Origin of the sequence: Bradyrhizobium pachyrhizi, assembly GCF_001189245.1 — a bacterium.
GTDB lineage: Bacteria > Pseudomonadota > Alphaproteobacteria > Rhizobiales > Xanthobacteraceae > Bradyrhizobium > Bradyrhizobium pachyrhizi.
The window spans coordinates 105793-126840 of the sequence record NZ_LFIQ01000120.1 but is presented as its reverse complement, the minus strand read 5'-3'; the positions used below and the strand labels follow the sequence as shown (position 1 = coordinate 126840).

The 21048-nt window shown below is 64.9% G+C and carries 19 protein-coding genes; 10 read left to right on the top strand and 9 right to left on the bottom strand.

All coding sequences use genetic code 11. The features are described from left to right. Positions 1-35 precede the first annotated feature (35 nt). Genes AKL29_RS37815 through grxD form a run of 3 tightly spaced genes read right to left on the bottom strand, consistent with a single transcriptional unit; the run spans position 36 to position 2249 of the window. Complete coding sequence (locus AKL29_RS37815) at positions 36-1319, bottom strand: serine hydrolase domain-containing protein (protein WP_050387683.1); 1284 nt, start codon at positions 1317-1319, stop codon at positions 36-38. 49 nt (positions 1320-1368) lie between these two features. After that, positions 1369-1920: an O-acetyl-ADP-ribose deacetylase gene (locus AKL29_RS37810; protein ID WP_050387711.1), complete on the bottom strand. Its 552-nt coding sequence runs from the start codon at positions 1918-1920 to the stop codon at positions 1369-1371. Next, a complete protein-coding gene (grxD, locus tag AKL29_RS37805) occupies positions 1917-2249 on the bottom strand; it encodes a Grx4 family monothiol glutaredoxin (protein WP_028336765.1) in 333 nt (110 codons plus the stop codon). Before grxD ends, AKL29_RS37810 begins: the two co-directional genes overlap by 4 nt. Before the next feature lie 293 nt (positions 2250-2542). On the opposite strand from grxD, the gene egtB reads away from it, so the two are divergent. From egtB to AKL29_RS37790, 3 genes are read left to right on the top strand one after another with little or no spacing between them, the layout of a single operon-like run. Further along, a complete protein-coding gene (egtB, locus tag AKL29_RS37800; RefSeq protein WP_050387682.1) occupies positions 2543-3796 on the top strand; it encodes an ergothioneine biosynthesis protein EgtB in 1254 nt (417 codons plus the stop codon). 53 nt (positions 3797-3849) lie between these two features. Further along, the gene (egtD, locus tag AKL29_RS37795) at positions 3850-4818 is read left to right on the top strand and encodes an L-histidine N(alpha)-methyltransferase (RefSeq protein ID WP_050387681.1); all 969 of its coding nucleotides are present in this window, start codon (positions 3850-3852) and stop codon (positions 4816-4818) included. 28 nt (positions 4819-4846) lie between these two features. After that, a complete protein-coding gene (locus AKL29_RS37790; RefSeq protein WP_028336762.1) occupies positions 4847-5242 on the top strand; it encodes a DUF4345 domain-containing protein in 396 nt (131 codons plus the stop codon). Positions 5243-5251: 9 nt separating this feature from the next. On the opposite strand, the gene AKL29_RS37785 is transcribed toward AKL29_RS37790, so the two are convergent. Continuing rightward, positions 5252-6433 (bottom strand): low temperature requirement protein A, encoded by a 1182-nt coding sequence (locus AKL29_RS37785; RefSeq protein WP_050387680.1) that lies wholly within the window; start codon positions 6431-6433, stop codon positions 5252-5254. 33 nt (positions 6434-6466) lie between these two features. Next, on the bottom strand, positions 6467-6703 hold the full coding sequence (locus AKL29_RS37780) for a BolA family protein (protein ID WP_016843470.1): 237 nt from the start codon (positions 6701-6703) through the stop codon (positions 6467-6469). A gap of 226 nt (positions 6704-6929) precedes the next feature. Here AKL29_RS37780 and AKL29_RS37775 point away from each other — a divergent pair, with 226 nt between their 5' ends. After that, positions 6930-7289: a DUF427 domain-containing protein gene (locus AKL29_RS37775; RefSeq protein ID WP_028336760.1), complete on the top strand. Its 360-nt coding sequence runs from the start codon at positions 6930-6932 to the stop codon at positions 7287-7289. A 129-nt stretch (positions 7290-7418) separates the two neighbouring features. Here AKL29_RS37775 and AKL29_RS37770 read toward each other — a convergent pair whose 3' ends face one another. Further along, entirely contained in the window at positions 7419-7592 is a 174-nt protein-coding gene (locus AKL29_RS37770) for a DUF1328 domain-containing protein (RefSeq protein ID WP_028336759.1), read from the bottom strand. A gap of 187 nt (positions 7593-7779) precedes the next feature. Here AKL29_RS37770 and AKL29_RS37765 point away from each other — a divergent pair, with 187 nt between their 5' ends. Further along, the gene (locus AKL29_RS37765; RefSeq protein ID WP_050387678.1) at positions 7780-8964 is read left to right on the top strand and encodes an acyltransferase family protein; all 1185 of its coding nucleotides are present in this window, start codon (positions 7780-7782) and stop codon (positions 8962-8964) included. Between the two features lie 94 nt (positions 8965-9058). Here the strand turns inward: AKL29_RS37765 and AKL29_RS37760 are convergent, their stop codons facing one another. Both AKL29_RS37760 and AKL29_RS37755 read right to left on the bottom strand, forming a co-directional pair. After that, the gene (locus AKL29_RS37760; RefSeq protein ID WP_050387677.1) at positions 9059-12139 is read right to left on the bottom strand and encodes an efflux RND transporter permease subunit; all 3081 of its coding nucleotides are present in this window, start codon (positions 12137-12139) and stop codon (positions 9059-9061) included. Between the two features lie 31 nt (positions 12140-12170). After that, positions 12171-13286 carry an efflux RND transporter periplasmic adaptor subunit gene (locus AKL29_RS37755; RefSeq protein WP_050387676.1) on the bottom strand — a complete coding sequence of 372 codons (1116 nt, stop codon included), beginning with the start codon at positions 13284-13286 and terminating at the stop codon, positions 12171-12173. 164 nt (positions 13287-13450) lie between these two features. On the opposite strand from AKL29_RS37755, the gene soxR reads away from it, so the two are divergent. Next, positions 13451-13927 carry a redox-sensitive transcriptional activator SoxR gene (gene soxR / locus AKL29_RS37750; RefSeq protein WP_050387675.1) on the top strand — a complete coding sequence of 159 codons (477 nt, stop codon included), beginning with the start codon at positions 13451-13453 and terminating at the stop codon, positions 13925-13927. A gap of 109 nt (positions 13928-14036) precedes the next feature. Further along, the gene (locus tag AKL29_RS37745) at positions 14037-14297 is read left to right on the top strand and encodes a GlsB/YeaQ/YmgE family stress response membrane protein (protein ID WP_016843463.1); all 261 of its coding nucleotides are present in this window, start codon (positions 14037-14039) and stop codon (positions 14295-14297) included. A gap of 90 nt (positions 14298-14387) precedes the next feature. On the opposite strand, the gene purL is transcribed toward AKL29_RS37745, so the two are convergent. Continuing rightward, positions 14388-16619 carry a phosphoribosylformylglycinamidine synthase subunit PurL gene (gene purL, locus AKL29_RS37740; protein ID WP_050387674.1) on the bottom strand — a complete coding sequence of 744 codons (2232 nt, stop codon included), beginning with the start codon at positions 16617-16619 and terminating at the stop codon, positions 14388-14390. A gap of 173 nt (positions 16620-16792) precedes the next feature. Here purL and AKL29_RS37735 point away from each other — a divergent pair, with 173 nt between their 5' ends. The 3 genes from AKL29_RS37735 (at position 16793) to AKL29_RS37725 (ending at position 21004) form a co-directional block, all read left to right on the top strand. Next, positions 16793-17272, top strand: coding sequence for a PaaI family thioesterase (locus tag AKL29_RS37735; RefSeq protein ID WP_050387673.1), 480 nt, complete (start codon positions 16793-16795; stop codon positions 17270-17272). Positions 17273-17521: 249 nt separating this feature from the next. Beyond that, on the top strand, positions 17522-19768 hold the full coding sequence (locus AKL29_RS37730; RefSeq protein ID WP_050387672.1) for an alkaline phosphatase family protein: 2247 nt from the start codon (positions 17522-17524) through the stop codon (positions 19766-19768). Between the two features lie 261 nt (positions 19769-20029). Next, entirely contained in the window at positions 20030-21004 is a 975-nt protein-coding gene (locus AKL29_RS37725) for a DMT family transporter (protein ID WP_050387671.1), read from the top strand. Positions 21005-21048 lie beyond the last annotated feature (44 nt).

Below are 21048 nucleotides of genomic sequence, written 5' to 3'. Positions count from 1 at the left end.
CACGCGAACCGGTATCCACTTCGCTCGAAAGCGCTCTAGTTTTCCATAGCTTCATAGACGAGTTGCTTCAGCGTCCGCTGGATGCGCTGACGCTCGGTCGGTGTCTGCTCCAGCAAGACGAAGAAGAAATCCTGCTTGCGGTCGATGACATAATAGCAGCCGCTGGCGCCGTCCCATTTCAGCTCGCCGAGATCGCCGGGCGGCGGCGGCTTTGCAGTGCCGGGATCGGTGCGCACCGCGATCCCAAGCCCGAAACCGAAGCCATCGCCGGGGAAGTAGAAGAAGTCGCGCTCGACGCCGGAGCCAGGCCCGACGCGGTCGGTCGTCAGCTCCTTGAACGTCTCGGGCTTCAGGATGGTCTTGCCGTCGAGGGTGCCGCCGTTAAGCAACATCTGCGCGAAGCGCGAATAATCCGCCATGGTCGAGACCATGCCGCCGCTGGCGGACTCCCATTTCTTGACCTTGGTCGGATCGTTGACCCGGCCGACCCGGAAGTCGCTGTCGTTCGGCATCGGCTCGGCCATCAGCTTCTGCTTCTCGGGATCGGTGACGAAGAAGCCGGTGTCCTTCATGCCGAGCGGGCCGAGCAGCCTTTCGTGCTCGATCGCCGAGAGCTTCTCGCCGGTGGCCACCTCCATCACGCGCGCCAGAATGTCGGTCGAATGGCCGTATTGCCAGAGCGCGCCGGGCTGGTTGTGCAGCGGCAGCTTGGCGATCCGCTCGGCGAATTCGGCGAGATCGAAATCTCCGCCGTAGATATTGGCTTCCTTGTAGGCCTTGCGGACCAGGCTGTCGCCATAGAAGCCGTAAGTGATACCCGACGTATGCGTCATCAGATCGAGGATCGTGATCGGCCGCTTTGGCGGCACCAGCTCGAGCGTCTTGGTGCCGTCCTCGGCCTTCTTCTCGACCCCGACCTTCACGTTGGCAAAGGACGGGATGTACTTCGAGACGGGATCGTCGAGCTTGTATTTGCCCTCCTGCAGCAGCTGCATCGACACCACGGCGGTGATCGACTTGGACATCGAAGCCAGCCGGAAGATGGTCTTGTCCGTGATCGGCACCTTGCTGGCTACGTCCTGCACGCCGAAGGCCTCGTGATAGACCGGCTTGCCGTGCTGCTGGATCAGGACGATGGCGCCCGGAATCTTCCCGGTCGCGACCTCGTTCTTGAAGAACTCGCTGATCTTGGCGAGCTTGTCGCGGTTGAAATGCGCACCCGCCGGAATCTCGTAGGTGCCCTCGGTGTGCGGATACGCCGGCGCCGCCAGCACCACCGCGGCGGCTGCGGCCGCGCACGTCAGACGAAATGAATGCATTTGGATTATCCCTCCCCGGAAATCACGAGGAAGTGTAGCGGCGGTATCATCAGGCACAAGGGCTGCCAAAGGTGTCCAGGACCTTCTGATGAAGCTCGCCGCTTTGGGCAGAAAAGCAGCAAAAGATCACCTGCGTGAGGCCGGGTGCGGCGGCCAGGGCATCGACGACGGCCTTGACCGCGATGCCGGCGGCGCGGTCCGGCGGGAAGTGATAGACGCCGGTCGAGATGGCGGGAAATGCAATGGAGCCAAGCTGGTTGGCGTGGCACAGCTCGATGCCGCGGCGATAGCAGGATGCGAGCAGCGCATCCTCGCTTTGGGTGCCGCCGTGCCAGATCGGGCCGACGGCGTGGATCACGTGCTTCGCCGGGAGCCGATAGCCTTTGGTGATCTTGGCGTCGCCGGTCTTGCAGCCGTGCAGGGTGCGGCACTCGGCGAGCAGCTCGGGGCCAGCGGCACGATGGATCGCGCCATCGACGCCGCCACCGCCCAGCAGCGACGAATTGGCCGCGTTGACGATGGCGTCAACGCGCAGGGTCGTGATGTCGGTGACGATGACTTCGAGCCGCGCCTTGCCGATCTGGCGCGCCGTCAAGGTCAGGCAGCCACGTCGACCGGGATGCCCTTGTCGGCAAACAGCTGCTGCAATTCGCCGGCCTGGAACATCTCGCGGATGATGTCGCAACCGCCGACGAACTCGCCCTTCACATAGAGCTGCGGAATCGTCGGCCAATTCGAATAGACCTTGATGCCGTCGCGCAGCTCGGCGGATTCGAGAACGTTGAGGCCTTTGTAGCCGACGCCGATGTGGTCGAGGATCTGTACGACCTGACCGGAAAACCCGCACTGCGGGAATTGCGGCGTGCCCTTCATGAACAGGACGACGTCGTTCGACTTCACTTCGTTGTCGATGAATTGCTCGATGCTCATTTTCGCTTCCTTCGGGGGCGACGCTCTCAGGCCTTGACCGGCCGGCCCGCCCTTCTAACCCGTGACTGACTATATATGTAGCTCAAACCATTGTGCATCCAAAGCAAAATGGCGGAAATCTGGCATGCACCGGGCGCTGCGGGCGCCCAAAATGGGCCGGGATTATCTGACGGCCCCAATATCATCGCGGGGGGAGGCTTTTTTCCCGTAACGGAGCCCCTATCTAGGACGAACTGTCCGTCAGGAACCAGTTTGCCGAAGCAACGTTCTCTCCCCTGAATTCGGAGACCCCTGTGACGAAACCAGCCTCTGCCGCGGCCGCCCTTCCCGCCGCCTCCCCGTCACTGTCCTCCGAATCCGGCCCGCTCGCCCAGCGGCTGGTGGAGGCCTATCGCGCCGTCCGTGACGAGACCGAGCGCCGGGCCGCACCGCTGTCGCCCGAAGACCAGCTGATCCAGTCGATGCCGGATGCGAGCCCCGCCAAGTGGCACCGCGCCCATACCACCTGGTTCTTCGAGCAGTTTCTGCTCGGCGAGCACGTCAAGGGCTACACGCCGTTCCATCCGGACTACGCTTATCTGTTCAATTCGTATTACGTCAGCGCCGGTCCGCGGCACGCCCGCCACCAGCGCGGCCATTTGACCCGCCCGACCGCCGACGAAGTCACCGCCTACCGCCGCCATGTCGACGCCGAGGTCGTGAAATTCTTCCAGACCGCCACGCTGGAAAAGCTCGAGGCGCTGGTGCCGCTGGTCGAGGTCGGCCTCAATCACGAGCAGCAGCATCAGGAGCTGATGTACACCGACATCCTGCATGCCTTCGCGCAGAACCCGATCCCGCCGGCCTACGATCCGGCGTGGCGCTTCCCGGCGTCGCAGCACGGGCCTGAGGAATGGGTGACGCTCAACGAAGGCATCCACACCGTCGGCCATGGCGACGACAGCTTCCATTTCGACAATGAAAAGCCCGCGCATCGGGCTTTGGTCGGCCCGGTCAAGCTCGCGAAGAACCTCGTCACCAATGCTGAGTGGCTCGCCTTCATGAAGGACGGCGGCTATTCCACCGCCACGCTGTGGCTGATGGATGGCTTTGGTACCGTGAGCAACGAGGGCTGGCAGGCACCCGGCCATTGGCGCGAGATCGACGGCGGATGGAGGATCATGACGTTGGGCGGCCTGCAGCCGATCGATCCGTCCGCGCCGGTTTGCCATGTCAGCTATTACGAGGCCGACGCCTTCGCCCGATGGGCCGGCAAGCACCTGCCGACCGAGATGGAATGGGAGGTCGCCGCGCGCGCCGGCCTGCTCAACGACGCCTACGGCATCGTCTGGCAATGGACCCGCAGCTCCTATTCGCCCTACCCGGGCTACCGCGCGATCGAAGGCGCGCTCGGTGAGTACAACGGCAAGTTCATGGTCAACCAGCTCGTGCTGCGCGGCTCGTCGCTGGCGACGCCTTCAGGTCACAGCCGCGTCACCTATCGCAACTTCTTCTTTCCACACCATCGCTGGCAATTCACGGGGTTACGCCTCGCAGACTATGCCTGATTGAGTCCTGTCGACATCAATAACGCGTCGGTAAGCGCGTTCGGGAGAGTATCATGAATGTGCATGCCGCCGCTTTGGCCAAAGCGTATCCGTTCGACGAAGCGACATCGGTGTTTGCCGGCGACGTGATTGGCGATCTCGCCCGTCACCCGAAGCGGCTGTCGCCGAAATATTTCTACGACGCCACCGGCTCCGAGCTGTTCGAGCAGATCACGGTGCTGCCGGAATATTATCCGACGCGCACCGAGCTTGGCATCCTGCGCGACCGCGGCGACGAGATCGCCGCAATCATCCCTGACGGCGCGGCACTGGTCGAGTTCGGCGCCGGCGCGACCACCAAGGTGCGCCTGCTGCTCGAGCATTGCGAATTCGCAGCCTATGTGCCGGTCGATATCTCAGGCGATTTCCTGAAAGCCCAGGCCGACGGGCTGCGGAAGGATTTCCCCGGCCTCGGCATCTACCCGGTCGCGGCCGATTTCACCACGCCGTTCACGTTGCCCGACGCCGTCGCCGCGATGCCGAAGGTCGGCTTCTTCCCCGGCTCGACGCTCGGCAATTTCGAGCCGAGCGAGGCCTTGGCCTTCCTGCGCAGCGCGCGGAAAATCCTCGGCCACGGCGCGCAGATGATCATCGGCGTCGACCTCGAGAAGGACGAGCGCGTGCTGTACGACGCCTATAACGACGCAGCCGGCGTCACGGCGCGGTTCAACCTCAATGTGCTGGTTCGGATCAACCGCGAGCTCGGCGGCAATTTCGATCTGTCGGGATTCACGCACCGCTCGATCTACAACCGCGATCGCCATCGCATCGAGATGCACCTGATCAGCCGCAAGGCGCAGACCGTGCGCATCCTCGGCAATACCTTCGCGTTCCGGCCCGGCGAGAGCATCCACACCGAGAACAGCTACAAATACTCGCTCGAGCGTTTCACCGCGCTCGCCCGCAGCGCGGGCTGGACGGTGCGCGAGAGCTGGACCGACGCCAACACGATGTTCTCGGTGCACGCGCTGGTCGCGGACTAGCGCCCAAACCAAGAGACGGGGCACGATCATGGGCAGGCGTCCGCTGCAGGTCGCGACGGCGTTGCTCGCCCTGGTCCCGATCCTGACCGGCATCATCACCATGCTGGGCGTCAGCGATCCGCTCTACGCCTCCGCGGGGGTTCCAGCGCTGCCGGTGCTCGACAGCAATCTGCGCTTCTTCGGTGGGGTCTGGCTCGGTCTCGGCCTCGCGCTGCTCTGGCTGGTGCCGCGGATCGAAAGCGAGAGCGTGCTGTTTCGGGCGGTCTGGGGCGGCATCTTCCTCGGCGGCATCGGCAGGCTGCTGTCGATGCTGATGGTCGGCTTGCCGCCGCTGCCCTTCGTGGGCTTCACCGCGCTCGAAGTGATCGGCGCACCGCTGTTTGTCTATTGGCAGCACCTGGTGGCAACGGCCGGCCGCAAGTAGCGGCGGCCGCTATTCCTCTTCCCCCGTCGAGCGCAGCGAGATCGACTCCCACGCCGCGACCACGATCATGATCGCGGTGGTGACGATCGAGAGCACCAGCGGCGACATCTCGCGGGCGAAATAGGCCGTGATCGCCAGCGCGATGATGCCGACGCCGTGCGAGAGCTGGAGGAAGTTGCGGATCACATATTTGAACAGGATGGTCCCGACCAGGAACAGCATGGGCCCGCCGACCGAGCTGACGATCGTGTTCAGATCGGAATGACCGGACGGGTGCTTCAGCACCAGTTCGTCGGCCACCGCGGTGAGGATGATGCCGCCGACGATCGGCATGTGCAGATAGGTATACGCGATCCGCGCCACGCGGCCGGATTCCTCTGACTTGGAGATCATGTCCGAGCCGGCCTCGGCGCCCTTGTGGAAATAGATCCACCACATCGCGATGCTGCCGACCAGCGCCGAGATGAACGCGGCGACGTCCTCCGGTGTCCAGGTCAGCTCGGCAAAGGTCGCGCCATCGACCACGATGGCCTCGCCGAGCGCAATGATGATGAAGCCGGCGCAGCGCTCGGCCATGTGGCCGCCCTCGACCGACCACGCCTCGATCGAGGAAAAGCCGAGTCCAGGGGTCCAGAACCGCGCGGCCGGCGCGATATATTCGATGGTCAGCGCCGCAATCCAGAGCCACATCCGCGTCTCGTGCTCGGCGAATCCGCCGAGAATCCACAGCACGGCCGAGCAGGACAGCCAGGTCAGGATGCGGATGGCGTTGTGGCGCACCGCCGTCCGGCGCCGCGGCGTCGCCAGCAGCCAGAACGCGGTACGGCCGACCTGCATTGCCGCATAGGTCCCGGCAAACCACAGCCCGCGGCCCTCGAAGGCGGTCGGTATCGAGGTCGACAGCAACAGCCCGCCCAGCATCAGCACAAACAGCAGCAGGCGGACCGGCGTCAGCTCGGGATTGAGCCAGTTAGTGACCCAGGTGGTGTAGACCCACACCCACCAGACCGCGAGGAACAGCAGCGTGACCTGCACCGCCCCAAGTGGGGTGAAGTGGTGCAGCAGCGTATGCGACAGCTGCGTGACGGCGAAGACGAAGACGAGGTCGAAGAACAGCTCGGCATTGGTGACGCGGCTGTGCTGGTTCGGCACGATGACGCGAAACATCGCACCGCGTGGATTGTCCACCATCGCTCGAGGCCCCCGCCCGCAGCTTTGCCGGGCCTAGCCTTCCGGCACGCCGGTCTGCAGGGCCAGCGCGTGCAGCACGCCGCCCATCTGGCCCTTCAGCGACTGGTAAACGATCTGGTGCTGCTGGACGCGGGACTTGCCGCGGAATGACTCGGAAATAACAGTGGCCGCGTAGTGGTCGCCGTCGCCGGCCAGATCGCGGATCGTCACCTCGGCATCGGGAATCGCTGCCTTGATCATCGATTCGATATCACGGGCGTCCATCGGCATCCCAGTCCACCTCCGTCAGGTCGTTCGAATCAGGGCCAGATCGGCCAAGTAAAGCCCAAGGATAAAGCCAAAGGATAAAACCCAAAGATATACCCAAGGAGAAAACCTAGCGCTTGGGGTCTTCTAGGTCATCCCGGGCTCACTATATTCCCATTCCCAGCGATTTAAACCTGCATCAATCGGTCACAAGCCATCACGCCGAAATGACCAGAAGAGGCGCAGAATCATGAAGCTCCCCGGCCCCGATCATCCCATTACGATCACGCCCAATGCCAGGCGCGTCCGCGTCACCGCCGACGGCGTCGTGATCGCCGAGACCACCCATGCGCTGACCTTGAAGGAAGCGAGCTATCCGGCCGTGCAATACGTCCCCCGGCAGGACGCCAACATGGAGCTGTTGACCCGCACCGAGCGGACCACGCATTGCCCGTACAAGGGGGACGCGAGCTACTTCAGCATCAAGGCCAATGGCAAGACGCTGGACAACGCGATCTGGACCTATGAGGAGCCCTTCCCGGCCATGACCGAGATCGCCGGCCACCTCGCCTTCTATCCGGACAAGGTGAAGATCGAGGAAGTCGCCTAGGGGCATCGTCGCCTGCCGCAAGCGCCGGGCCTCGCCCGGCCTTTGGTTGCGCGCTGGCCCAGCCTGCAGAACGGCAATGCCCGGGCGAGTCCCGGGCATGACGTCGGGAGCGTTCGGGCCCGATCCCAGCTATACCCTGAAGACCGTGAGCCCGAGGATCAGGAGCACCAGGAAGATCACCACGAATACATAGAACAGAAAGCGGGCGATGTCGGCGGAGGCGGCGGAAATGCCGGTGAAGCCAAGCAAACCCGCGATGATCGATACGACAAGGAAGATCAGCGCCCATTTCAGAATTGTCATTGCCCGCTCCTCATAACCGCGCGTGTCCGCCAGGTCGGACGAGAACGCCCGCACCCGACCGCAGTTCCAAAGACGAAACAGCTTCGCCGAGATGACCGACCTCGATACTCCCCCATCCGGCCAATTGGGCCTTGCTGAATCAGGTTCCCGACTGCAACATCAGGGTGCAGACCCGGCTGGTGGCACCATGAAATCGATTGCTCACGCGGCTCCGGCCGTCGACATCCAGGCAGCACCGAAGCTCCACAAGCGCAATGTCGCCCTCGATCGCGCGCGCACCTTCCTGACCCTGGTCGTGCTGCTGCACCACGCGGTGATTCCCTACACCTATTTCGGGCACACCGACCCGACATCGTGGATCGGCTTCGACTGCGTGGTGCTCGCCACCGACAGCTTCTTCATGGCGATGTTCTTCTTCCTGTCGGGGCTGTTCGTCTGGCCGGGGCTCGGCCACAAGCCGTGGCTGATCTTCCTGCGCGACCGGCTGCTGCGGCTCGGCCTGCCATTCGTGATCTGCGCTGTCACGGTCATTCCGATCGCCTATTACGCGATCGCGCTGCGCGCGACGCCGGGGCTAAGCTTCTCCGAATTCTGGTGGAAAACCATGACGGTCGGGCCGTGGCCGAGCGGCCCGATCTGGTTCGTCTATGTCCTGATGGCCTTCGACCTGACGGCGAGCCTGCTGTACCGGGTGTCGCCGCGTCTGCTCGATCCGATCAACCGTCTGTCGATCAAGGGATTTCAACGTCCCTCGAAGTTCTGGCTGTTCCTCGTCGTCGTCAGTGCCGCCGCCTACCTGCCGATGCTGGTCCATTACGGCCAGAACTACTGGTTCGAGTTCGGACCGTTTTCGGTGCAGGCGAGCCGCGTGCTGCTGTACGCGTCCTATTTCTTCATCGGCGCGGGAATCGGGGCGGCAAACCTCGAGGGCGGCGTGCTCAGCGCGCACGGACGGCTGACCGAGCGGCGCTGGTTCTGGACCGGCATCACGCTGATCCCCTACTGTTTGATGTGGGTGATGATCTACATCAAGCGCATGATCATCGGTAACCCCGATCCGCTGCCCGGCTGGTATCTCGCGATCTATGGCAGCTTCTACGTCCTGTTCAGCGCCTCGATCCTGTTCGCGATCCTGGCCTACTTCCTGCAATCGAAATCGTCGGGCCCGACGCTGCTCGACCGCATGCAGGGCGACGCCTACGGCATGTTCCTGGTGCACTATCCGATCGTGCTGTGGCTGCAATACTGGCTGTTCGATATGGATCTGCCGGCAATCGCCAAGGCCGCGATTGCGTTCTTCGCCACCGTGGCGCTGAGCTGGGCCGCCACGGCCGTGCTGCGCAAGATTCCTGGTTCAAAGTACGTGCTGTAGCGCGATGAAGCCGTAGGATGGGTAGAGCGCCGCGAAACCCATCACCTCCGTGCCGTGCATCGAGATGGTGGGTTTCGCTGCGCTCTACTTCACCCTACGCCGCAATTTCGCCCCTCGCCGCCACGCTTTCCAGCCGCGGAGCGGCCGCGGCGCGATGGTCGCGGGCGATCAGGATGTAGAAGGTCGGCAGCACGAACAGCGTGAACAGCGTGCCGATCAGCATGCCCATCACCACGACGATGCCGATGGCGAAGCGGCTCGCCGCGCCGGCGCCGTCGGCATAGAGCAGCGGCGCAAGGCCCGCGACCATCGCGGCTGTCGTCATCAGCACCGGCCGCATCCGCACCGCGGCCGCCTTCTGGATCGCGGCGACCCGGTCGAGCCCTTCACGGTGCTGGATCTCGTTGGCGAAGCTCACCATCAGGATGCCGTGCTTGGAGATCAGCCCGATCAGGGTGACGAGGCCTATCTGGGTGTAGATGTTCAGCGTGGTGAAGCCGAAATACAGCGGCAGCAGCGCGCCGCAGACCGCGAGCGGCACCGTGACCATGATCACCAGCGGATCGCGGAAACTTTCGAACTGCGCCGCCAGCACCAGGAAGATTACGATCAGCGCCATGCCGAAGGTGACGATGAGGCGGTTGCCCTCCTGGATATATTGCCGGCTGTCCGACAGCCAGTCGACGGTCATGCCCGGCGACAGCTTTTGCGCCTGCATGAACGACACCGCCTGCCCCATGGTGACGCCGGGCTTCAGCACCGCCGAGATCGTCGCCGCGTTCATCTGATTGAACTGCGGCAGCCGGTTCGGCTCCGGCTTGACGTTGACCTTGATCACCGTCGACAGCGGAAACATCTGCCCCGAGCTCGAGCGGACGTTGAAGTTTCCCAGCCCTTCCGGCGTGACCCGGTCGGCCTGGCGCACCTGCGGGATCACCTCGTAGGAGCGTTCAAAGAAATTGAAGCGGTTGACATAATTCTCGCCGACCAGCACCGCGAGGGTGTCGGCGATGGTCTGCATGCTGACGCCGGCCTCGGCCGCCTTGGCGTGATCGATGGTGATCCGTGCGGTCGGGCTGTCGAAGGCGAGATCGCTGTCGACGAAGGCGAACAGCCCGCTCTTCCAGGCGGCCCCCTTCAGTGTCTCGACCTCCTGATAGATGGTGGCGAAATCGCCGGCCGAGCGCACCACCATCTGGAACGGCAGGCCGCCGGTCGCCGCCGGCAGCGCCGCTGGCTGGAACGGCGTCACGCTGGCGCCGAGCACGCCGTAGGACATGCCGTAGAGCTGGTTCTGGATGTCGTTGGCCGAGCGCTTGCGCTTGTCCCAATCGGTCAGGGTGATGCCGCCGAAGGCATGGTTCTGCCCGTCGGTACCGTTGATAAACCAACTCGCGTGGTATTCGGGAAACGAGCGAAACAGCTGCTCGATCTGGTCGGAGGAGCGCGTGGTGTAGTCGACGCTGGCATATTGCGGCGCGCGGAGCACGGTGAACACATAGCCCTGGTCCTCGGAGGGCGCGAGCTCGCGCTGGCTGCCGAGGAACAGCACCACGATCGCCGCCAGCACGCCGAATGCCACCAGCAGCACTGCGGCGCGCATCTTGAGCGTCGCGGCCAGCAGCCGGCCATAGCCGCGCGACAGCCCTGAGAACTGATGCTCGACAAAGCGGGCAAACCGGCCGTGCGAGGTGGCTTCGCCGAGCAGCTGCGCGCTCATCATCGGAGACAAGGTCAGAGCGATGACGCCCGAGACCACCACCGAGCCCGCCAGCGTGAAGGCGAATTCGCGGAACAGGCTGCCGGTCAGGCCGCCCATCAGGCCGATCGGCGCATAGACCGCGGCGAGCGTGATCGTCATCGCGATCACGGGACCGATGATCTCGCGCGCGCCGATCAGGGCCGCGTCGCCCGGGCTCCGTCCTTCCTCGATGTGGCGATGGATGTTCTCCACCACCACGATGGCGTCGTCGACCACGAGCCCGATCGCCAGCACCATCGCGAGCAGGGTCAGCAGATTGATCGAGAAGCCGAGCGCCAGCATCATCGCGGCGGTGCCGACCAGCGACAGCGGCACGGTGACCACAGGAATCAGCACGGAGCGGAACGAGCCCAGGAACAGCAGGATCACCACCACCACGATCGCGATGGCCTCGGCCAGCGAATGCTGCACCTCCGATATCGAGGCCTTGACGAAGTGCACGATGTTGAAGACGTCGGCGACCCTCAAACCGGGCGGCGCCACACGGTTGAGGTCCTCGATCACCTTGGCAGTGGCGGCGACGATCTCCAGCGGATTGCCGTCGGGGGTCGGCTGCACCGCGATGTAGACGGTGGGCCTGCCGCTGTCGCGCGCGTTGGAATCGTAATTCTCGCCGCCGATCTCGAGGGTGGCGACGTCGCCGAGCCGCACCAGGCCCCCGCCACCGGCGCCGGTCTTGATCACCATCTTGCGGAAATCGTCGAGATTGCGCAGATCGGTCGCCGCGGTGATGTTGGTGACGGTCATCTCGCCGCGCAGCCGCCCCGGCGCCGCCTGCACGTTGTTGGACCGCAGCGCGGCGGAGATATCGGCCGCGGTCAGCCCGCGTGCCGCGAGCTTGAACGGATCGATCCACACCCGCATCGCCAGCGACGATCCGCCCGAGGTGTCGGCCGACGCCACGCCGGGCACCGAGGTGAGCAGCGGCTGCGCCACGCGGGTCGCGAAGTCGGTGATCTGCGCCGGCGTCAGCGTGTCGCTGGTGAAGGCGATGTACTGCACCGCCGACGCGCCGTCGGTGATCTTGGTGATGACAGGGTCGAACACGCCGGCCGGCATCCGGTACTTGACCTGCTGCACCTTGGCGAGCACCTCGGTCATGGCGCGGTCGGCATTGGCGTTGAGCACCAGCTTGGCCTTGATCTGGCTGAGACCGAGCGTCGAGTTCGAGGTCATGTATTCGATGCCGTTGGCGGTCGCGATCGACTGCGCGATGACGGACGTGACGAAGCCCTGCATCACGTCCTGGGTCGCACCGGGGAACGAGACGTCGACCTGGATCGTCGCGCTCTCCATGTTGGGATATTGCCGCACCGGCAGCGAGACCATCGCTGCAGTGCCGATCAACAGGATCAGCAGGCTGACGACCGTCGCCAGGATCGGCCGGCGGATGAAGATGTCGGTGAAATGCATGATGCTTGCCTTTGGGCGCGCCGCTCGCGGGTCAGCGTCCCTTCTCCGGCGTCTCCGCCATGGTCGTCTGGACGGCCGCGCCGGGCATGACGCGGAGCTGGCCCGCGGTGACAATGTGATCGCCGGGCGCAAGCCCCTGCTCCACCACGACACGCTCGCCGATCCGTTGCCCGGTCTTCACCGCGACGCCGACCGCCTTGTTGTCGCGCACCACAAGCACGCTCTCGCCGGATGCGCTGGTCTGGATCGCGGTAACCGGCACCACGATCGCGTCCGCCTGCGGCGGCAGCACGACGTTCACCATCACGAAGAGGCCCGGCCGCAGCAGCCGGTCGGGATTAGGAAACAGGGCTTGAACGAGGACATTGCGGGTGTCCTCGGCGACCTGCGGCTCGATGGCGTTGATCTTGGCCTCGAACACCCGATCGGGGAAAGCGTCGGTACGGATCGTCACCGCGCCTCCCACCTTCAGATTTGACAGGCGCTGCTGCGGAACGGTGAAATTGGCATAGAGCTGGTCCAGCGCGGTCAGCGTCGCGAGCGCATCGCCGGCATTGACGTATTGGCCGAGATTGACCTTGCGCAGGCCGATCTGGCCCGCGAACGGCGCGCGGATCGTCATCTGCGCGATCTGCGCATCGAGCTGGTCGAGCGAGGCGTCGGCCTGCTTCAGATCCTCCTGCCGCTGCTGCAGCGTCTCCTGGGTCACGAAGCCGGACGGCGCCAGCCCCTGCGAACGCTTCTCCTGCAGCTGCGCAAAGCGTCCCTTGGAGACCGCAACCGCACGCGCGGCGCGCAGCGGGGCGTCATAGAGTTGCACCAGCGGCGCGCCCTCGGCGACATCGGTGCCGGCATCGAAATTGATCGCGGTGACGCGGCCGGCAACCTCCGGCGCCAGAATCACCTGCCGCACCGCCTGCAGCGAGCCGATCGCCTCGATCGAGCGCGGCAAGGTTTCGGTCCGCACCACCATCGCCGCGACCGGCGTCGGCGGGGCTTCGGCGGTGGGCTTGGCCGAGGCGCTGGATCCGCCTGCGCGCCAGGCAAACAAGCCGGCCGCGGCACAGCCGAGCAACAGAACGGTGATGCCGAGCGGCCTGGCACGAAGCCCGAGCCAGCGGCGCGACGAAAATGATGCGGACGGCATATCGCTTCCAAGAACGAACCCCGGCGTGTCGGCCGGAAGCTTGCCCCTGCAAGCCCGCAACTGATATAGAACCTCAAGTATGGTTGAGGTCAAGGCTGGCAGCTTGCAAGACTTCTAGCGCAAGGCTTCCAATGCAGGACCTCTGATCCGGGATTGCTTGGTCAATGACGTTTGCGCAGGAGCTTTCGGTCGGCGAGGTGGCGCGGCGCAGCGGACTTGCCGTCTCCACCCTTCACTTCTACGAGAGCAAGGGACTGATCGCGAGCCGCCGCACCGGCGGCAACCAGCGGCGCTACATGCGCGGCGTGCTGCGGCGGATCGCGGTGATCAGGATCGCGCAGCGCGCCGGGATCCCGCTGAAAGAGATCAGGCAGACCTTCGCCGCAATCCCGCTCGATCGCGCGCCGACCGTGCGCGAATGGGAGCGCGCGATGCGCGCCTGGACCGAGACGCTGGAGCAGCGCATCAACGATCTCACCGACCTCCGCGACAAGCTGTTCAACTGCATCGGTTGCGGCTGCCTGTCGGTGACCGATTGCCCGCTGCGCAATTGCGACGACAAGCTCGGCGCCCAGGGGCCCGGCCCGCGCATCCTGATCACCGCAGCCGAACGCCGGGCACGGCGCAAGCGGCGGGGCTGACGGCATTTTCGCGGCCGACAAGTTGCGCACAACCTGCCTTTGGTCACATCCCACCAGGTGATTCTCAGGTATGCTGGCCGGACTGCCTGACCTCAAGGAGAGTCCTGAGATGAACGACCCTCAAGTTGGATGGATCGCCGCCATCATCGTCGGCGGACTGGCGGGCTGGCTCGCCGAGATGTTCATGAAGTCCGGAACCGGCATCTTCATGAATATCATCCTCGGCATCGTCGGCGCCGCGCTGGCGAACTGGCTGTTGGGTCTGCTCGGCGTATCGCTCGGCGGAGGCTGGCTCAGCTATCTCGTCGCCGGCTTCATCGGCGCCTGCATCATCATCTTTGCCTGGCGCGCGGTCCGCGGCGCGACCTGAAGCGATCATGCTTGAACAAAAAGCAATAGCGCGATGACGGGGTCATCGCGCTATTGAGATCGTTGCTTCGCAGCGCCTGGTCCAGCCGGATCAGGCGGCGGTGCTGTGCATGTAGTTCGGCAGCCAGCGCTCGAAGGCGCGCGACAGGCTTTCGACCGCAACCGGCTGCTCGCCAGCCACCGCAATCGCGTCGCCGCCGGTGGTGCCGATGCGCGCGCAGGGCACACCGGCGCCCTTCATCTTGGCCAGCACGAGGCCTGCGTCGGCGGCCGGTACGGTGACGATGTAGCGGGCCTGATCCTCGCCGTACCAATAGGCATGCGGCACGATCGAGGACGGTGCGGCCAGGAGCTGCGCGCCGATGCCGCTTGCGATCGCCATTTCGGCGAGCGCGATCAAAAGACCGCCGTCGGAGACGTCGTGCACCGCGGTCGCGGTGCCGGCATGGATCATGCCGCGCACCACGTCGCCATTGCGCTTCTCGGCGGTGAGATCGACCGGCGGCGGTGCGCCCTCCTCGCGGCCGCAGACGTCGCGCAGATAGACCGACTGGCCGAGCCAGCCCTGCGTGTCGCCAACCAAGAGGATCGCCTCGCCGGCCGCCTTGAACGCCAGGGTCGCGGACCTGGTGAAGTCGTCGAGCAGACCGACACCGCCGATCGAGGGCGTCGGCAGGATGCCGCGGCCGTTGGTCTCGTTGTAGAGCGAGACGTTGCCGGACACGACCGGGAAATCCAGCGTGCGGCAGGCCTCCGAAATGCCCTTCAGGCAGCCGACGAACTGGCCCATGATTTCAGGCCGTTCAGGATTGCCGAAATTGAGATTGTCGGTGATCGCGAGCGGCCGGCCGCCGACCGCGGTGATGTTGCGCCAGGCTTCCGCGACCGCCTGCTTGCCGCCCTCGAACGGATCGGCCTCGCAATAGCGCGGCGTGACGTCGACGGTGAGCGCAAGGCCCTTCGGTCCGTCCTCGACGCGGACAACCGCGGCATCGCCGCCGGGGCGCTGCATGGTATTGCCGAGGATGACGTGGTCGTACTGCTCCCACACCCAGCGCTTCGAGCACAGCTCGGGCGTGCCGATCAGCTTTTCCAGCGCCTCCGCGATGCCGAGCGGCGGCTTGACGTCCTGCCCGCGGATCACCGGCAGCGCATTCGAGGCGACGTGCGGACGGTCGTAGACCGGTGCCTCGTCGCCGAGCTCCTTAATCGGCAGATCGGCCATCACGTCGCCGGCATGCTTGACGACGAAGCGCTTGGTCGGCGTGGTGTAGCCGACGATGGCGAAATCGAGCCCCCATTTGCGGAAGATCGCCTCGGCCTCTTGCTCCTTCTCGGGCTTCAGCACCATGAGCATGCGCTCCTGACTCTCCGAGAGCATCATCTCGTAGGCGCTCATGCCGGTCTCGCGGGTCGGCACCGCGCTGAGGTCGAGCTCGACGCCGAGATCGCCCTTGGCGCCCATCTCGACCGCCGAGCAGGTCAGGCCCGCCGCGCCCATGTCCTGGATCGCGATCACGCAACCCTTTTCCATGATCTCGAGGCAGGCCTCCAGCAGCAGCTTCTCGGCGAAGGGATCGCCGACCTGCACGGTCGGGCGCTTCTCCTCGGAGGCGTCGTCGAATTCGGCCGAGGCCATCGAAGCGCCATGAATGCCGTCGCGGCCGGTCTTGGAGCCGAGATAGACGATCGGCATGTTCACGCCGGAGGCCGCCGCGTAGAAGATCTTGTCGGCGTCGGCGAGGCCGACCGCCATGGCATTGACCAGGATGTTGCCGTCGTAGCGGGTGTGGAAACGAACCTGGCCGCCGACCGTCGGCACGCCGAAGGAATTGCCGTAGCCGCCGACGCCCGCGACCACGCCGGACACCAGATGCCGGGTCTTGGGGTGCTCGGGCGCACCGAAGCTCAGCGCGTTCAGGCAGGCGATCGGGCGCGCGCCCATGGTGAAGACATCGCGCAGGATGCCGCCGACGCCGGTGGTCGCGCCCTGGTAGGGCTCGATGTAGCTCGGGTGGTTGTGACTCTCCATCTTGAAGACCACGGCCTGCCCGTCGCCGATGTCGATCACGCCGGCATTCTCGCCGGGACCCTGGATCACCCAGGGGGCCTTGGTCGGTAGCCCGCGCAGATGGATGCGCGACGACTTGTACGAGCAATGCTCGTTCCACATCGCCGAGAAGATGCCGAGTTCGGTGAAGGTCGGAACCCGCCCGATCAGCTTCAGGATGCGCTCGTACTCGTCCGGCTTCAGCCCGTGGGCGGCGACGAGTTCGGGGGTGATTTGGGGCTCGTTCTTGGGGTCGTTCTTGGGCGCGTTCATGGGACCCTTAATAGGTAGATAGAACGGGGGCGAAAAGGCCTTTTAGGGCCCATTTCCGGCCTGTCCAGAGCTTTGCGGCAGCTGGCCGCGCCCCGGGATTTGGTCCCGGGATTTGCACAATGGGGATGGATCGGATTTAAGGACCCGAACCCGATAATTGAAGGCCATATTTCGTGAACGAGCTCGCCAAAACCGCATTCAACCGCCGCCCCGACCTGCACGTCGAAACCGAGGGCGAATTCGCCGGCTGGCGAACCTGGACCCGGGACAATTTCGAGACCCATACCGGCCCGTTCTACCACCGCATGGACGAGAACGGCCGCATCAGCTGCGCGTTCCGGGTCGGCAAGAAGCACCTCAACGGCTCCGGCAACGTCCATGGCGGCTGCTTCATGACCTTCGCCGATTACTGCCTGTTCGCGCTCGCCGGCTCGGTGCTGCAGGGCCCCGGCGTCACGGTGTCGTTCGCCTCGGAATTCCTCGACGCCGCCCGCGAGGGCGACCTGATCGAGTGCACCGGCGAGGTCACCCGCGCCGGCATGTCGCTGATCTTCGTGCGGGGCATGCTGACATCGGCGGAGCGGCCGCTGTTCACCTTCTCCGGCACCATCAAGCGGGTGAAGCGCAGGACGCCGGCGCAGGCAACGGCGTGAAGCGTGTGGCGGCTGTGGACGCACGCCGTCATCCAGCCGTTACATCGGCACGGATTGAATCGACAGCACAGCTCTAGCGCGTTGTGTTCACGCGCGTTCTTCGCGTGAAGCAAGACAAGCTTGCCTTGTGACGCATCGACGCACTGTCGTTGCCTCGTCGCGCGCGCGTCACATGCCCGTCAGCCAAGCCCCCGAAGATTGCTCGACGTTTCCGTTTGTGCATTCGCGCAGCGATGTTGGGGCATTCTCATGAATTTGAAGACTTTCGTTTCCGTCACATCGGCGATGTCGCTTGTCGCGTCGATAGCATGGACTGCGACTGCAACTCCGGCACGCGCCGGTCAGGGCGGCGACAATGGCGATCGCGGCTTCGGCGACTCTCGCGGTCACGATGCGGATCAGGATCAGGACCAGGACCATGACGGTGGTCATCACGGCCGCAAGCCGCGCGTGGTGATGATCTCGCTCGACGGTGCCAAGCCCGATTTCATCCAGAAGTTCATCGAGGAGGGCGTGCTGCCGCGCGACGGCGGCCTCGCCCGGCTCAGCCGCCGCGGCGCAGTGGCGTTGCAGAACGTGACGGCGTCACCGTCGCTCACCGCGGTGTCGCATATCGCGATCGCGACCGGTTCGACGGCAGTCCACAACGACATCCCCTCGAACACGTTCGAGCCGATCGTCGGGCCGATCTCCGGCAGCATCAGCGGCTTTGCGGCGCCGATCGGCGGCTACAGCGAGAACCCGCTCGGGCCATCGCCGCATCCGACGGCGGTGCCGTTGTGGGTGCAGCTGCGCCAGCAGGGCAAGAAGGTCGTCACGGCGACCTGGCCCGGCGGCGACGGCGCCGATATCTCCATCAACAAGACCGTGGTGCAGCCGGCCCAGCCGACCCGCATCACCGACTTCACGGTCCCGTTCGGCGCGTTCGGCGGCATCGGGGCCCAGGGCTTCTCGCTGTCGCGAGGCGATTTCACGGCCGACCCGAGCATCGTGGCGGCGCTGCAGGCTGCCGGCCATTTCTCGTTCAGCCCGGTGCTGGTGACCTCGGCACCGATCGAGACGTTCTCCTGCTCCGCCGCGGCAACCGCGACCTGCACCAACGCCTCGACGCTCGACGTCAAATATTCGATCCGCGTGGCCGCGATCGACACCACCAACGATCGCAAGGTGAACTACGACACGCTGGTGTTCTTCGATGCCAACCGCGGCATCACCGCAGGACCGTTCCACGCGCCGTCGACCGGACCGGCCTATGTCAAGTTCGGCGGCGAGAACGCACCGTTCTTCTTTGAAGGCAGCGGGGCGAAGGTTGGTGCCGCGTACTTCGTCTCTGCGCTGTCTCCCGATCTCTCGGTGGTGCGCTTCGCCCGCTACGGCGCCAACTACATCCCGCGCAATACGCCTGTTCTCGCCGACGTCGACGACATCAACAACAACATCGGGTTCTGGCGTCCGCAGGCCGACTTCCGCATTCCGGAGCGGCTGAGCCCGGGCTTCACCAATTTCCCCGACGTCGAGATCGAGACCATGTTCGAGGACATGGTGAAGACCTTCGTGCGCTACCAGGCCAATATCGGCGAGCGCGCGATCAAGACTCATCCTGACGCCGACCTCGTCATGGTCTATATCGAGCAGCCCGACGGCTCCGAGCATCAGTTCCTGCTGACCGATCCCCGCCAGGGCACCAACCCGACCGACCCGAATTCGATCGGCGCCAACCAGGATGCCGCCAAGGTCAAGCGATACGCGTCCTACATCCGTTTCGCCTACCAGACGGCCGACAAGGCGGTGAAGCAGATCGCCGATGCGGCGGGCCGCGACAGCAACGTGATCGTGGTGTCGGACCACGGCTTCGCGCCGTTCCACACCTCGGTCAATCTCACCAACATCCTGCGCAACGCCGGGATCGACACCAACAAGGTCGGGATCCGCACCTCCGGCCCCGCCGCCGACATCTACATCAACCTGCAGAACCGCGAGCTCGGCGGCACCGTTGATCTGGCGACCTATCGCACACTGGTGGCGCAGATCACCGACGCGGTGAAGAACGCGGTCGATCCCAATGCCCGCTTCAACTACTCACTCAAGGACCAGCGCATCTTCACCGTCGTCGAGACCCGGCCGCTGCAATGCGACGCCGGAACCGGACAATGCATCAGCAAGACCATCGGCCAGGACTATGGCGACGTGTTCGCGCTGATGGCGCCCGGGTACAACTTCGACGGCATCCAGAACCCCGGCGTCGCGCGCCAGGGCGACGCGCCGTTCAACGCGGCAACCACCATGCTGTCGATGCCGAACTTCTACGGCGCCCACGGTCACGACCCGGAGCTTTCCGTGATGAGCGCGACGTTCATCGCCGCGGGGCCGCAGATCCGCAAGGACACCGTGGTGCGGCACATGCGCAATATCGACGTGGCGCCGACCATCATGCGGATCCTCGGCTCGGCACCGCAGCTGGTCGACGGCGAGGTGCTGGGCCAGGTCCTGCGCTAGGATTCCGGGCAAATTCCGCGCGACGGACGCACACCGGCGTCCGTCGCTTTCTCCATGCTTGCACATATCCGGCGCGGGATTGCGCGCCTGATCCGTCGCCCCTAGCCTTTCGCCCCACCACCAAGCTACATTCGCTCCATCGCGCGCCAATGCGCGAAGGGAGCCAATCAAGGTGCCGCAGAGCACAGCCAGAGAATCATCCGGAAAAGTTCGAAGCGGTTCCCTCTCGCGACAAACGCGGAACGCGTTGACGCGGAGATCATGCTCAAGCGAAGAGCCAGGACGGGCGTGACGGCTCCCGCGAAAGTGCCCACCTCGCTCACGCCAGCGCCGGGCGCGCGCGGCTGGCGCGACTACGCGCTGCTGCTGGCGCTGGCCTGCTGCTGGAGCTCGACCTACCCGCTGACCAAGATCGGGCTCGGCTCGATCCCGCCGGTGACCTTCATTTCCGCGCGCTCGCTGGTGGCCGCCGCCTTCCTGCTCATCGTACTGTGCGTTCGCGGCATCCGCATCCCGACCGACCTCAAGGCCTGGAAGCTGTTCGCCTTCCAGCAGACCATCAACTCCACGATCCCGTTTTTGGTGATCACCTGGGCGCAGCTTTACGTGCCGGCATCCAACACCGTGGTGCTGGCCTCGACGACGCCGATCTTCGCCTTCCTCATCACCTGGGCGATCACGCGACACGAGCCGGCCTCGCTGCTCAAGCTGGTCGGCGCGATCCTCGGCCTCGCCGGCACGGTCGCGATCATCGGCCTCGACGCGCTTTCGGGCTTCGGCAAGGAGATCGTCGCCGAGATCGCGATCCTGCTCGCCACCGTCTCGTTCGCCTGCGCCACGATCTTCGGGCTTCGGCTGTCGGATTACGATCCGATGGTGGTCGCCGCGGGCTCGCTGTTGTTCGGCGGCACCGTGCTGCTGCCGGTCGCGCTGATCGTCGACCATCCCTGGACGCTGCACCCGACGCCGCAGGCGCTGGTCGCCACGGTCACGATGGGCATATTCTCCAGCGCGTTCGGCCTGATGCTGTTCTACATGTGCCTGACCCGGCTCGGCACGCTCACAACCAATGCGCAGGGCTATTTGCGTATTCCGATCGGCGTTGCGCTGTCGGTGATCCTGCTCGGGGAATCCGTGCCGTCGAATCTCGCGCTCGGCCTCTTGCTTGTCATGGCCGGCGTCGCCGCGATGACGGTGCCGGCCGAGGCCGTGAAGCGTTGGCTCAGGCGGCCGTGAGCACCATAGCAGTCTCAGCAAGCCACGTCATTCCGGGGGGATGT